The following is a 14,515-nucleotide window of genomic DNA, read 5'->3' on the forward strand; positions in this document are numbered from 1 at the left end:
GTACCCGCAGGTAACAGATACTTCGGCGACACCCGTGCGGTGACCCGCGCTTCCGCACGTCTCAGCAGGTCAGGGCCCATGGCAGGGGCCGGGCGATGGCGGCCCTCCGCTCATCGCGGTGAGTACCGTCACATCTCCCCGAGCCGTGTGCGCCGCTCACAGCGGAACGGCGGCTCCACACAGCGCGGAGCCGCCGTTCTCGCCGGACGAATCAGGCGTTGAAGTACTTCGCCTCGGGGTGCAGCAGGACGAACGCGTCGGTGGACTGTTCGGGATGCAGCTGGAGTTCCTCCGACAGGACGACGCCGATGCGGTCGGCTTCGAGCAGGTCGACCAGCTTGGCGCGGTCCTCCAGCTCCGGGCAGGCGCCGTAGCCGAAGGAGTAGCGCGCGCCGCGATAGCCGAGCTTGAAGTAGTCCAGCACGTCGTCGGGGTCGGATTCGGCCACCGAATGCCCGTCCAGCACCAGTTCCTCGCGGACGCGGCGGTGCCAGTATTCGGCGAGTGCCTCGGTGAGCTGGACGCCGATGCCGTGCACCTCGAGGTAATCGCGGTAGTTGTCGGCGGCGAACAGCTCGTTGGCGAAGTCGGCGATGGGCTGACCCATCGTCACCAGCTGGAACGGCAGCACATCCACCTGACCGGTGGCCTTGGCGTCGTCGCGCGAGCGCAGGAAGTCGGCGATGCACAGGAACCGGTCGCGCTGCTGGCGCGGGAAGGTGAATCGATAGCGGTGCGGCGCATCGGGATCCGGCTCGGTGAGCACGACGACGTCGTCGCCTTCCGACACGGCGGGGAAGTAGCCGTAGACCACGGCCGCGTGCTGCAGGACGCCCTCGGTGGACAGCCGGTCAAGCCAGGCGCGCAGCCGCGGCCTGCCCTCGGACTCCACCAATTCCTCGTAGGAGGGCCCGTCACCGCCGCGCTGGCCGCGCAGACCCCACTGGCCGAGGAACAGCGCCCGCTCGTCGAGCAGTCCCGAATATTCGTGCAGCGCAAGGCCTTTTACCACGCGAGTGCCCCAGAACGGCGGCACCGGCACCGGCAGGTCGGCGGCAACGTCCGAGCGGGCGGGCACCTCGACGGGGATCTCGGCCGCCTTGCGCTGCGCGGCGATCCGCTTGGAACGTTCGTGGCGGGCCTTGCGCTCGGCGGCCTTCTCGCGCTCGGCGACGGCCTCGGGGCTGTCCGGGTCGAGTCCGCCGCCGCGCTTGCGGGTCATGATGTCGTCCATCAACCGCAGGCCTTCGAAGGCGTCGCGGGCGTAGTGCACGTCGCCCTCGTACACCTCGGTCAGGTCGTTCTCCACGTAGGCACGGGTCAGCGCGGCGCCGCCGAGCAGCACGGGGAACTGGTCGGCCACGCCCCTGGCGTTGAGCTCCTCCAGGTTCTCCTTCATGACCACGGTCGACTTCACCAGCAGTCCGGACATGCCGATCACGTCGGCCTTCTTGTCCATCGCGGCGTCGAGGATGGTCGCGATCGGCTGCTTGATGCCGAGGTTGACCACCTCGTAGCCGTTGTTCGACAGGATGATGTCGACGAGGTTCTTGCCGATGTCGTGCACGTCGCCCTTGACGGTGGCCAGCACGATGCGGCCCTTGCCGGAGTCGTCGGTGGCCTCCATGTGGGGTTCCAGGTACGCGACGGCGGACTTCATCACCTCGGCCGACTGCAGCACGAACGGCAGCTGCATCTGTCCGGAGCCGAAGAGTTCGCCGACGGTCTTCATGCCTGCCAGCAACGTCTCGTTGATGATCTGCAGCGGCGGCACCTCGGCCATGGCCGCGTCCAGGTCGGCCTCCATACCGGCCTTCTCGCCGTCGACGATGCGGCGCTCGAGCCGTTCGAACAGCGGCAGCGCGGCCAGCTCCTCGGCGCGCGAGGCCTTCGACGACGACGTCGAGACGCCCTCGAACAACGCCATCAGCTTCTGCAGCGGGTCGTAGTCCGGGGTACGGCGGTCGTAGACCAGGTCGAGCGCGGTCTCGCGCTGTTCGTCCGGGATCCGGCTCATCGGCAGGATCTTGGAGGCGTGCACGATCGCCGAGTCCAGGCCCGCCTGCACGCATTCGTGCATGAACACCGAGTTCAGCACCTGCCGCGCGGCCGGGTTCAAGCCGAAGGAGATATTGGAGAGGCCCAGGGTCGTCTGCACCTGCGGGTGCCTGCGCTTGAGTTCCCGGATCGCCTCGATGGTCTCCAGCCCGTCGCGGCGCGACTCCTCCTGACCGGTGCCGAGGGTGAAGGTCAGGGTGTCGATGATGATGTCGGACTCGACCAGGCCCCAGTTGCCGGTGATGTCGGCGATCAGGCGCTCGGCGATCTCGACCTTCTTCTCGGCGGTGCGGGCCTGCCCCTCCTCATCGATGGTCAACGCGACCACCGCGGCGCCGTGCTCGGCCACCAGCCGCATGGTCTGCTGGAACCGGGATTCCGGTCCCGCGCCGTCCTCGTAGTTCACCGAGTTGACCGCGCACCGGCCGCCCAGGTGCTCGAGCCCAGCCTGCAGCACCGGGGCTTCGGTGGAGTCCAGCATGATCGGCAAGGTCGACGCGGTCGCCAGGCGCGAGGCCAGCGCCTCCATGTCCTTGGTGCCGTCGCGGCCGACGTAGTCGACGCACAGGTCGAGCATGTGCGCGCCGTCGCGGGTCTGGTCCTTGGCGATGTCCAGGCACTTCTGCCAGTCCTCGGCCAGCATGGCCTCGCGGAAAGCCTTGGAGCCGTTGGCATTCGTGCGCTCGCCGATCATCAGGACCGAGGCGTCCTGTTCGAACGGCACCGAGGTGTACATGCTCGACACGCTCGGCTCGTGCGCCGGGGCACGGCGCTCGGTGATCGGCGGCAACGCGGGCTCGACCTCGCGCACCGCATCGCGCACCTGGCGGATGTGCTCCGGCGTGGTGCCGCAGCAGCCGCCCACCAGCGCCAGACCGAACTCGGAGACGAAACCGCGCAGCGCGACCGCCAGCTCCTCCGGCGTCAGCGGATACTCCGCGCCGTTGGCGCCGAGCACCGGCAGGCCCGCGTTCGGCATCACCGAGACCGGCACCCGCGCGTGCCGCGACAGATGCCGCAGATGCTCGCTCATCTCGTCCGGACCGGTCGCGCAGTTCAGGCCGATCATGTCGATGCCGAGCGGCTCGATCGCCGTCAACGCCGCGCCGATCTCACTGCCGACCAGCATCGTGCCGGTGGTCTCCACGGTGACGTGGGTGATGATCGGAATCCGCCGGCCGGCCCGTTCCATCGCCCGCCTGCTGCCCGTCACCGCGGCTTTCACCTGCAACAGGTCTTGGCAGGTCTCGATCAGGATCGCGTCCGCGCCGCCCTCGAGCATGCCGAGCGCCGACTCGGTGTAGGCGTCACGCAAGATCGTGTACGGGGCGTGCCCCAGCGTCGGCAGCTTGGTGCCCGGCCCCATCGAACCGAGCACATACCGCGGCGTGCCGTCCTCGCTCGGCCCCATCTCGTCGGCCACCTCGCGGGCCAGCCGGGTGCCGCGCTCGGACAGATCACGAATCCGGTCGGCGATGTCGTAGTCGGCGAGGTTCGGCAGATTGCAGCCGAAGGTGTTGGTCTCGACCGCGTCGGCACCCGCCTCGAAGTACGCGCGATGGATGTCGCGCAGCACGTCGGGCCGGGTTTCGTTGAGGATCTCGTTACAACCTTCCAACCCGCGGAAATCGTCCAGGGTCAGATCCGCGGCCTGCAACATCGTGCCCATAGCGCCGTCACCGATGACTACACGCCGACGGAGCGTGTCGAGAAGCGTGGTATCGAACACGGCGGAGCGGGACACAGACATGTGTACAAGCGTAAAGGCCCGGTACGACTGGTAACCAACAGCCTGCGAATGTTCACGGCGAGCGTGTGCGGCGCCACATCCCCGACCACCCCCAGAATCGGTACACCGAAATCCCGAACCCCGACATCCCGCACTCCCAGCCACCCCGAGGGCGAGTCTTACGAGCCCGTTCGCGGCCCGTCTCGCGTCCGAGCCCTCGCGACGCAGGCGCCGCAGGCGCGAGTCGCGAGGGCTCGGACGCGAGACAACAGGGGGCCGCGAACACGCGCGCGCCAGCGCGCAATAGATACAGCACCATGCGGGCGCAACCCGTAGGCTGACCGGGTGAACCCCAGTGAAACTTCCGATTCGGAACTGCCGACGTTGCGGGATCCGGTGCTGGTTGCCGCCTTCGAGGGCTGGAACGACGCCGGTGACGCGGCGAGCGGCGCCGTCGAGCATCTGGAACTGATCTGGGATGCCGAGCCGCTGGCCGAACTCGATTCCGAGGACTACTACGACTATCAGGTGAATCGGCCGACGGTCCGTCAGGTCGACGGCGTGACCAGGGAGATCCAGTGGCCCGCCACCATGCTTTCGGTGTGCTCGCCACCGGGCAGCGACCGGGATGTGGTGTTGCTGCGCGGGATCGAACCGAATATGCGGTGGCGCAGTTTCTGCGGGGATCTGCTGGAGTTCATCGAACAGCTCGGCGTACAGACCGTGGTGATCTTGGGCGCGTTGCTCGCCGACACCCCGCACACCAGGCCCGTTCCGGTGACCGGTTCCGCGTACAGCAAGGAGGCGGCCGAGCGCTTCAATCTGGAGCAGACCCGCTACGAGGGCCCGACCGGCATCACCGGTGTGTTGCAGGATCAGTGTGTGAAGGCGGGCGTGCCCGCGGTGTCGTTCTGGGCGGCGGTGCCGCACTACGTGTCGCAGCCGCCGAATCCGAAGGCGACGATCGCGTTGCTGCATCGGGTGGAGGATGTGCTCGACATCGAGGTGCCGCTGGGTGAGCTGCCCAAGCAGGCCGAGGATTGGGAGGCCGCGGTGAACGAGATGACCGTGGGCGACGAGGAGATCACCGAGTATGTGCGTTCGCTCGAGGAACGCGGTGACGCGGCAGTCGATTTGAACGACGCGATGGCGAAGATCGATGGTGACGCGATCGCGGCGGAGTTCGAAAAGTATCTACGCAGAAGGGGTCCGGGTAGTTTCGGGCTGTGACCGTCCGGTCGCGGCTGCGCGGGTCCGGTCCCGGCGCGAGCAACACCGTGTCGAGGTGTTGCTCGCCGCGCCTGGGGTCGGTGGTTCACGCCACGGAGGGCGGCGCGTTCACCTCCTCGACGGCCCAGACCTGGGCCGCGGCCTCGTGGGCCAGTTTCGCGATCAGGATGTCTCGCGGAATCGTCTGGCCGGCAAAGTGATCGAGTGACGGCACCACCACGTGGTGCGCGTCGGCCCGCTTGAGTTCCTGCGTCAGCTCGGCGAACGCCGTACCGTCGCCCGCTGTCGATTCATGGAATGTTGCGGCGAAGCAAAGCCCTTCGGCTCGGGCGAACGTGCTCATCGCGCGCTCGAGCTCATCGCTGTGGCCGTCGGCCAGATCATCACGCAAGTATCCATAGATCAACGCTTCCACCCGAACCTCCGTTGGATAGGGCCGCTGTTCTCTTGTTTGGATCTTCCCGTGCAGGGTACTGCGACGAGGGCGATCCCGGATCTTGCATCTGCACTTACATTTGCAAATCCGGCAAACCTGACCGCTCCCACTTCAGGATCGCTGACGCCAAACTGCGAATGCAGGTGTCAACCCGCTGACATCTAGATGCCCTATCCGGGCCACCAGACGTTAACTGGTGCGATACTACAACCGTGGCCGCTGGAGACGATCGACCCGTCTGGGCAGTCCGGATGCGTTCCGAGCGCGATGCGAGGGGGTGGTCACAGGCAGACGCCGTCCGCGTGATGCGCGCGAAGTCATCGCACAATCTGCCGACAGACAGCACGCTGCTACGCAATTGGCGGCGTTGGGAGTCGGGCGAGTCGCGACCCGACGACTTCTACGCGCCGATCATCGCCGCCGCCTTCGACACCGTCACCGCGGCGTTCTTCCCCAAGGCCAGGCCGAATCGGGACGACGAGCTGCTTTCCGCAACGGGGATGGACACTTTGGAGTTCATCGGCAGGCTGCGCATGTCGGACGTCTCCGCGGCGACGCTGGACGCCATCCGGATCACCGCCGAGCGCCTGTGCTGCGAATACCCTTACGCCGATCCGCATGCGTTGCACGCCGAGGGCACGTCGTGGCTGCGGCGGATCACCTCGCTGCTCGACGGGCGGCTGACGCTGGCCCAGCACCGGGAGATCCTGGTGCTCGCGGGCTGGGTCGCGCTGCTCGTCGGCTGCGTGGACTACGACCTCGGCCGCCGTACTTCGGCGGAGGCCACCCGGCGTGCTGCGTGGTCGCTCGGCAAGGAGGCCGACCATCTCGAGATCCTCGGCTGGGCCGCGGAAATGGCGGCGTGGTTCGCGCTGACCCAAGGTAACTATCGGGGTGCTGTGGAAGCCGCCAACAGTGCGCTAGAGGACAGTTGCCATCTCGGGGTCGGTGTGCAACTGGCCGCCCAGCGGGCCAAGGCGTGGGCACGACTCGGCGATCGCGCCGAGGTGGAGCGGGCGCTGGGCAAGGGCCGAGCGATCCTGGAGCGACTCGACCATCCGGCGAACCTGGACAACCATTTCGTGGTCGACCCGCAGAAGTTCGACTTCTACGCGATGGACTGCTGCCGCGTGGCGGGCGAGGATCGGCTCGCGGAATCCTTTGCCCGCGAAGTCATCCGGAACTCCACCCGGGCCGACGGCACGGTGCGTAACCCGATGCGCGTGTCCGAGGCGCACCTGACGCTGGCCGTCGTGGCGGTGCGCGGACGCGATCTGGAACTCGCGCTGGCCGAAGGGATGCGCGCCTTCTCGGGGAAGCGCCGCTCGCTGCCTTCGCTGATGTGGATCGCGGGCGAGGTGGCCCGCGAGATCATCGAACGCTATCCGGGCGATCCGCGCACGCGCTGTTATCTCGAGCAACTGCGCGCGCTGTCCACCGAGTGAGCGGCCCGCGTCCGGGCGTGGGCGAACCGCGGGACAGCGGACGCAGCCACGCCGAACAGGGGTCGGTCTTGCCGGGCGGCGACCGGCCCGCTACTACCCTGTTCCCGGTGACCGACTCCGACGACGGCCCGCCCGCGGGCGATCAGCCCGGCGCGACCGCACTGGGTGATCGACCCGGCACCGCCGCGCAGGGTGATCAGCCCGGCACCGCCACGCAAGGCGATCAGCCCGGCGCTACCGCATTGGATGATCAGCACGGCTCCGCCACGCAAGGCGATCAGCACGGCACCACCGCACCGGGCGATCAACCCGGCACCACCGCATTGGGTGATCAGCACGGCTCCGCCGCACTGTGGGACGAGCGGCTGCGACTGTTCTCTTTCGCGACGGCGGAGAAGCGCGCCGATTACCTCTGGGTGCTGCGCGCTTTCGACAGCGCGCGGGCCGCCTACGTGGTGCTGCTGCACGCCGACGATGTGGCGGACTGGACTCGCCGCAACGGCGGACGCGCACGGGTCGCGGAGAGCGGACCTTCGCCGGACCCGACGGCATCCGGTCCGGCCGAGGCGCAGCCCGGTCTGTTCCGGCGCAGCGACGCCGCGCCGCTGAGCGCCGCGGAGATCGGCCCGCTGCTCGACCAGCTGCACCAGTGGGGCGTGCTGGAACGCAGCTACGACGGCACCCGCGCGGCGACGCTGGCCGAATACCGCAACCGGCACTACGTCTACCAGTTCTCGCAGGCCGGGTTCCAGGCCTATCGCGCGGTGGCCGGCGTACTGGAGGCGCGGCTGGACGAGGCGTCGCTCTCGCGGCTCGTGCTGCCGGAACTACTCGCCGACCTGCACACCCTCGCCGTGGCGAATCGGGCGGGCGACGCCGAGCGCGTCTATCGCACGCTGCGCAGGCTGGACGCGGCGCTGTCCGATATGGCCGCGCGCGCCGCCCATTTCTATCTGTCGCTCGGCGATTTGGTGCGCACCACCGAGATCACCCCGGAATCCTTTCTCGCGCACAAGGACGCGCTGCTCGCGCACATGCGCGAGTTCAGCATGGACCTGGCACGTTTCGCGCCCCGGCTGGCCGCCGCCATCGGCGAGATCGAGGAGACCGGCGTCGACGACCTCATCGCCCGCGCCGCGAGCTGCGACGAGCGGGTGCTGTTGAGCGCCGCCGAACGCGAGGCGGATTGGCACGCCCGTTGGCAAGGTCTGCGCACCTGGTTCGTCACCTCGGACGCCGAGGGCGAGTCCACGGAGGCGGACCGGCTGCGCGAGGCCACCATGAGCGCGATCGCGGCCGTGCTGTCGCTGCTGCGGCGGGTCACCGAGACGCGCCGCGGCGGGGTGAGCCGGGAGTCGGCGCTGCGCCACCTCGCGGGCTGGTTCACCGCCGCGCCCACCGCGGACAGCGCGCACGCGCTGTTCGACGCGGTGTTCGGGCTCGGCAGGCCGCGCCACATCGCCATGGAGCATCCGGACGCCGATATCGTGCCCGCGACGCGGTCGTGGTGGGAGGCGCCGCCGCTGGAGATCTCGCGCACCCTGGCCGAGACCGGGCGGCCGCCCTCGGCGGGTGCGCCGAGTCGAATCCAGCGCAACGACGCGGGGATTCGCCGTTTGCGCGAGGCCCAGCTGGCGGCGCAGCGAGCCAGGGCGGAGGCGGCGCAGTCCTTGGCCGCCGCGGACGTTCACGAACGGGTGCTCGACGAGCGCGAAACCGAGGTGCTGCTACGGCTACTCGACGCCGCTTCCACCGCGTGGGTGCCGGTCAGCGGGCGGGTCGGCGGCACCACGGGTTCGGAGAGCGGCGTCACCCTGACGGTCTCCGAACATCCGGGGCCGACCGTGGTCAGGACCTCGCGCGGGCTGCTGCACCTGAACAACCGCAAGCTCGACGTCCGCGCGACCAGGTCCCGAGGCGGGAACGCAGGGCGCGGGAAGGCCACCGAGAATGTGTCCGATGCCGAAACAGCAAGGGGCGGAGCATGATCCACGCCCAGCGCATCGACGCGCTCGCACTGGACAACTACCAGCGCGCCGCCAGGGTGATCCTGGCCAACCACCTGGTCACCCGCACCTATCCGGACCGGATCGCGCTGCCGCTGATTCGCCGGTGGGCCACCGAACTCCGCGAGGATCTCGCCGAACTGTTCGGTTACCGGCTCGAGGTCACCGAGACCACGGCGCGGGTCTATCCCGTGATCGATCGGCTCGACGGCGGCAAACCCGCCCGCACCGTGAACGACCGCGTCTTCGACCGCCGCCGCTACGCCTACCTCGCGCTGGCGCTGGCCGCGCTCGGCCGCGCGGGCGATCAGATCACGCTCTCGGAGCTCGCGGATCAGGTCGCGGCGTACACGGCCAGGATCGACGGGCTCGAGCTGGCGCCGGATCGCGCGGCCGACCGCGACGCCTTCGTCGACGCGGTCGGCTGGCTGGCCGCCCGCGGCGCGCTCGCACTCGCCGACGGCGACGCGGGCGGTTGGGCCGCCGATCCCGAGGCGGGCGAGGCGCTCTACGACATCGACCGGCCGGTGGTGTTCGCACTGTTCCGGCCGCCGCGCGCCCTGCAGCATCTGCACAGCGTGCGCGGCCTGCTGGCCGAGGATCCCGCCGTCACCGCCGGGCAGCCCGCCGCGGCGGCCGGCGAGATCGCCCGCCGGGTGCGCCGAGCGCTGGTGGAGCGGCCGGTGGTGTACTCCGAGGACCTGATGCCCGAGGAGCGTCCGGTGCTTGCGCAGGACCGGACGGTCGCCGATGTCGAGCTGTTCACCGGCCTGCGCGCCGAACGCAGGGCCGAGGGCGTCGCGCTCATCGACACCTCGGGGCGGCTGTCCGATGTCCGCTTTCCCGGCACCGGCACGCTCGCCCAGGTGGCGCTGCTGTTGGTCGGCGAGATCGCCGATGTGGTCCTCGACATCGATCACCCGCTCCCCCACCGCCCGCGCGCCGCCGATCCCGGTGTGGCGCTGGCCGATCGGCTCGACGACGCCATCCCCGAATCCACACTGTTCGCGCCGATGGCTGATCACCCGTTCACCGGAACCGAAGCGGCCGAGGCGGATTCGGCGGAGGACGAGGACGAGACCGAACCAGGGGCGACCTATCCGTTCGTCGCGGCCGACTGGGTGCGCGACACCGTGCAGGCGCTCACCGATCGCTACGGCGTCACCTTCGCCGCGCAGTGGCAGGCCGACGTGCCCGGCCTCACCGCGCAGGTCAGCGCGCTGCTCGCGCGGCTGCGGCTGGTCCAGCCGCTCGAGGACGGGTTGCTCGTGCTGCCCGCCCTGGCGCGCTATCGGGGTGCGGTGGTCACCGTGCGCACCAAGCGCGCCGCGGAACTGTTCGTCACCGCCGCCGACACGGTCGGGGCCGCAAGCACCGGTACGGAAGGGATCTGAACATGTCGGTCATTCACGGCGGAGTGCGTTTCCTCCCGACCCGCGCCGGAATCGTCAACCTGTGGGACTACCGAGACCAGGAGTTCTGCTTCGCCGACGGCAGGCTGGTGCTGCGCGGACCGAACGGCTCGGGCAAGACCAAGGCGCTCGAGGTGCTGTTCCCGTTCGTGCTCGACGGCCGCATCGAACCGCGCAGGCTCAACCCGTTCGCGGGCGAAGAGCGCACGATGAAGTCGAATCTGCTGTACCGCAAGCAGGAATCGGCCTACTCCTATGTCTGGATGGAGTTCGCGCGCGGGAAGTGGGACGACCCCGAGGTGGTCACCGTAGGGATCGGCATGCGCGCCACCCGCTCCTCGGACAAGGTCACGCGCTGGTACTTCGTCGCCGACGGACGGGTGGGCGTCGACTTCTCCCTCATCGGTCCCGACGACCGCCCGTTCACCCGCAAACAGCTGGCCGAGCAGATCGGCACCGACTCCATCGTGGACCGGCCGGTCGAATACCGGGCCGCCATCGACGCCCGCATGTTCGGGCTCGGCGCGCAGCGCTACGACCAGCTCATCAATCTCATTCTGACGCTGCGCCGCCCGCAGCTCGCCAAGAACCTCGACCCGCGCGGGCTCTCCCAGGCGCTCACCGACGGCCTACGCCCGCTGGACGAACAGCTGATCCTGGACGCGGCCCGCTCCTTCAGCGATATGGAAGAGGTCGGGCGCACCCTCGAGGGCTTGGTGCATGCCGACACCGCCACCCGCGCCTTCGTCGGCGTGTACCGGAAATACCTTGCGGTGCAGGCCAAGACCGATGTCGACCAGGTACGCGCCCGCTTGGACGCGGTCACCCACGCCAGCACCGCGCTGTTCGCCGCGACCGCGCTGCGCGAGCGCCGCGAGGCCGAGCGCACCGCCGCCGAGGCCCGCGCCGACGACGCCGACCGCGCCTACGAACAGGCCCTCACCGACCGCGAGACCCTGCAACGCTCCAGCGCTTACGAGGGCAAACAGCAACTCGACGACCTGGCCGACGCGGTGCGCAGGCTGGAGACCTCCGCGGCGGTGCACCGCGACAAGGCGCTCAAGGCCCGCCAGACCCTCGACCAGCGGGCCGAGGAGGCCGAGCGGGCGCGCGCCGCGGTGCAGCAGGCCGCAGCCGCGCTGTCCCGCGGCGAGGACGAGTTGCGCGCCGCCGCCGAGGAGGCGGGCATCGCCTGGACCGCGCTGTCCGACGACGCGCGCGGCGATCAGCTCACCGCGACCGTGCGGGCCCGCGCCGAAGAGCGCGATGCCGATGTGCGCGCGGTGCGTAAAGCGTTGCTGCTCATGGATTCCGCGGCTGCCGAGCGGGCCAGGGCGGAACGGCTGGCCGAGCGCGCGGTGGGGTCGCGCGAGGCGGCCGCCGCCGAGGTGGCGCACGCCGAGGCGGCGGTGACGCTGGCCCGCACCGAGGCCGCGGCGGCGCTGCGCGCCTGGTGGGAAGGGCACCGCGAGTGCTACGCCCCGCTCGGCGGCGGACTGTTCGACGCGCTCGACGCGGCGCTGGCCAAGGTCGGCTCCGACGACGCGGCGGGCGTGGCGGAGGTGCTGGCCGAACGCGCCGAACCGCTGCTCGACGAGTTGCGCGACCGCAGGCTGGCGGCGAAGGCGCGCGCCGCGGCGGCGGCCGAACAGATCGCCGAGCTCGGGGCCGAACGCGACCGGGTCGGCGCGCGGCGCGACGACGCGCCGCCCAGCACCGCGACACGCACCGACGACCGGACCGGGCGCTCCGGCGCTCCGCTCTGGCGGCTGGTCCGCTTCGGCGACGACGTGACGCCAGAGACCGCCGCCGGTGTCGAGGCGGCACTGCACGCCGCTGGGCTGCTCGACGCCTGGGTGTGCGCCGAGGACGAACTACCCACCGGCTATCGCAGCGACCAGTTCTTGGTTCCGCTGCCGCCCTCCGCCCGGCCGACCGGACGCACCCTGGCGGACGTGCTCGTGATCGAGGACGACGCCGAGGGTCTGACCGTGCCGCGACGGGTCGTCTCCGACGTGCTCGCCTCGATCGCGCTGCTCGACGAACTCGACGCCGCCGCGGGCGTGGCGATCAGCGGCGCGGGCGGGTTCCGGCAGGGCGTGCAAGCGGGCAGGCACCACAAGCCCGACGCCGAATTCATCGGCGCGACCGCCCGCGCCCGTCGCCGCGAACTGCGGCTCGCCGAGTTGACGTCCCAGCGGGACGCGGCCGCGGAGGTTCAGCGCGTCGCCACGGCGGAGGCCGACGCGGCCGACGCGGAACTGGCTCGGATCACGGCCGCCGCCAAGGCCCTTCCGCGTCCGGCCGCGGTCACCGCCGCACTGCGTTCGGTGTCGGAGACCGCGGGCGTCATGCGGTCCCGCTCGGAGGCCGCCGCGCAGGCCGAGAAGGATCTGGACCAGGCCGTCACCGAGGTCGCGGCCATCGAGAAGAAGTTGCGGGCCGCCGCCGTCGCGCACCGTGCGCCGCGCGAATCGCGCGAACTGGACGCGCTGGCCGCCGCCATCCGGCATTTCGAGAACACCGGCACCGGGCTGCTCCGGCTGCGCGCCGACCACGACCGGGAACGCGAACGCGAACGCGAGGGCGCCGACCGCTACGACGAGGCGCGCGACCTGGCGGAGGCGTTCGCCGAGGAGGCCGAGGCCGCCCAAGCCGGCTATCAGGAACAGCTGCGCAAACTGGAGACGCTGCGCGAGGCGCTCGGCGCGGGCGCGGCGGACATCGACCGCGAACTCGACCTGGCCAGGCAGCGCATCGAGGCGACGAGGGCCGAACAGAAGGCCGCGCGCAAGGCCGCCAACGAGGCGATCGAGGCGGTGGGTGACGCGGAGGCGGCCTTCCGCACCGCACACGAGTCGCTGGGCACGGCACTCACCGAGGTGCTCACCGACGTGAAAAGCCTTGCGCCCTATGCCCAGCCGGATCTGCTGTCGCTGCTGGGCGCGTCGCCGGAGTGCCGGTGGCCGAGCAGCGATGCGGCCTGGTCGACATCGGAACAGCTGCTCTACCGGATCACCCAGGCGGGGCCGGAACACGAACCGCGGGTGCTGCCCGAGGAGGTCGCCGAGCTCTTCGACGGCCTCACCGCGGCCACCGCCGCGGTGCGCGCGGGCGAGGCGGCACGCAAGTCCACCCGCAGCGCGGTGACCGCGGCCCTCCAGGAGTTCGACGCCGCGCTGGCAGCCTCGGGCCGCGACTACCGCTTGCAGTGGGACGCGGCCGACGGGCTCACCGTGGTGCAGGTGCAGGACGAGAACGGGATCGCCGCGCTCGCCGACTTCGCCGGACGCATCGACCAAGCAAGGCACGACCAGGAACTGCTGCTCACCGACGCCGAGCGCCGCATCCTGGAGGACGCGCTGCTCACCGGCCTCGCCCAGCAGATCCACGAACGCACCAGCGACGCACGCGAACTCATCGCCAAGATGGGCGCGGAGATGAAGAAGCGGCGGATGTCCTCGGGCAACACCATCGGCGTGCACTGGGTGCTCGCCGACAACCTGTCCGACGCCGCGAGGGCGATGTGCAAACTGCTCGACCGCGACGCCACCACCCTCGGCTCCGAGGACCTGGCCGCGATCCGCTCGCACTTCGCCGCCGAGATCCGCGCCGCGCGCGCCGCGCACCCCGAACGCTCCTACCCCGAGATCCTCGCCGCCACCCTGGACTACCGCACCTGGCGGGTGTTCTCGTTCACCCTCATCTCCGGCGACGGCAGCGAGGACAAGCTGACCGTGGCCAGGCACAGTGCGCTCTCCGGCGGTGAGCAGTCGGTGTCGCTGCACCTGCCGCTGTTCGCGGCCGCGCACGTCATGCTCGACTCCGCCGATCCGCAGGCGCCGCGCCTGCTCGCGCTGGACGAGGCGTTCGCGGGCGTCGACGACAACGGCCGCAGCGAATTGCTGGGCCTGAGCGTGCAATTCGACCTCGATCTGTTCATGACCGGCTACGACCTGTGGATCACCTACCCGCACGTGCCCGGCTGCGCCCACTACGACCTGGCACACTCCACCGCCGAGAACACGGTGAGCGCGACGCTGCTGGTGTGGGACAGCGGCGATCTGCTCGCCGAACACGACGGCGCCGATCTGACCACCGCGCTCGGCTCCCCCAACCGCCGCCGGGTGCCAGCCACCATCGAAGGCGGGCTCACCCTCGACGACATGCCGGGCGCACCCGCGCCCGTCGGCTGAATG

The 14,515-nt window shown here is 70.3% G+C and carries 7 protein-coding genes; 5 read left to right on the forward strand and 2 right to left on the reverse strand.

The window, feature by feature from the left end; all coding sequences use genetic code 11:
- Window positions 1-211: 211 nt before the first annotated feature.
- The gene (gene metH, locus AC3ERS_RS17455; RefSeq protein ID WP_431968699.1) at window positions 212-3,808 is read right to left on the reverse strand and encodes a methionine synthase; all 3,597 of its coding nucleotides are present in this window, start codon (window positions 3,806-3,808) and stop codon (window positions 212-214) included.
- Window positions 3,809-4,132: 324 nt separating this feature from the next.
- Between metH and AC3ERS_RS17460 the strand changes: the two genes are divergently transcribed.
- Window positions 4,133-5,017, forward strand: coding sequence for a PAC2 family protein (locus AC3ERS_RS17460; RefSeq protein ID WP_068069147.1), 885 nt, complete (start codon window positions 4,133-4,135; stop codon window positions 5,015-5,017).
- Window positions 5,018-5,102: 85 nt separating this feature from the next.
- On the opposite strand, the gene AC3ERS_RS17465 is transcribed toward AC3ERS_RS17460, so the two are convergent.
- The gene (locus AC3ERS_RS17465) at window positions 5,103-5,432 is read right to left on the reverse strand and encodes a hypothetical protein (RefSeq protein WP_431968702.1); all 330 of its coding nucleotides are present in this window, start codon (window positions 5,430-5,432) and stop codon (window positions 5,103-5,105) included.
- Window positions 5,433-5,758: 326 nt separating this feature from the next.
- Here AC3ERS_RS17465 and AC3ERS_RS17470 point away from each other — a divergent pair, with 326 nt between their 5' ends.
- The 4 genes from AC3ERS_RS17470 to AC3ERS_RS17485 all read left to right on the forward strand — a co-directional run bounded on the left by AC3ERS_RS17470 (window position 5,759) and on the right by AC3ERS_RS17485 (window position 14,512).
- Window positions 5,759-6,898 carry an XRE family transcriptional regulator gene (locus tag AC3ERS_RS17470; protein ID WP_431968704.1) on the forward strand — a complete coding sequence of 380 codons (1,140 nt, stop codon included), beginning with the start codon at window positions 5,759-5,761 and terminating at the stop codon, window positions 6,896-6,898.
- Between the two features lie 365 nt (window positions 6,899-7,263).
- On the forward strand, window positions 7,264-8,886 hold the full coding sequence (locus tag AC3ERS_RS17475; RefSeq protein ID WP_431969096.1) for a TIGR02677 family protein: 1,623 nt from the start codon (window positions 7,264-7,266) through the stop codon (window positions 8,884-8,886).
- Window positions 8,886-10,298, forward strand: a complete 1,413-nt coding sequence (locus AC3ERS_RS17480; protein WP_431969098.1) for a TIGR02678 family protein — start codon at window positions 8,886-8,888, stop codon at window positions 10,296-10,298. The genes AC3ERS_RS17475 and AC3ERS_RS17480 overlap by 1 nt, the downstream gene beginning before the upstream one ends.
- A 2-nt stretch (window positions 10,299-10,300) precedes the next feature.
- Window positions 10,301-14,512: a TIGR02680 family protein gene (locus AC3ERS_RS17485; RefSeq protein ID WP_431968706.1), complete on the forward strand. Its 4,212-nt coding sequence runs from the start codon at window positions 10,301-10,303 to the stop codon at window positions 14,510-14,512.
- Window positions 14,513-14,515 lie beyond the last annotated feature (3 nt).

It is taken from the genome of Nocardia sp. bgisy134 (genome assembly GCF_057708325.1).

Bases quoted from the DNA above. Each gene is read 5' to 3' on its own strand.
- metH (WP_431968699.1), bottom strand. From the start codon at position 3,808: ATGTCTGTGTCCCGCTCCGCCGTGTTCGATACCACGCTTCTCGACACG.
- AC3ERS_RS17470 (WP_431968704.1), top strand. From the start codon at position 5,759: ATGCGCGCGAAGTCATCGCACAATCTGCCGACAGACAGCACGCTGCTA.
- AC3ERS_RS17485 (WP_431968706.1), top strand. From the start codon at position 10,301: ATGTCGGTCATTCACGGCGGAGTGCGTTTCCTCCCGACCCGCGCCGGA.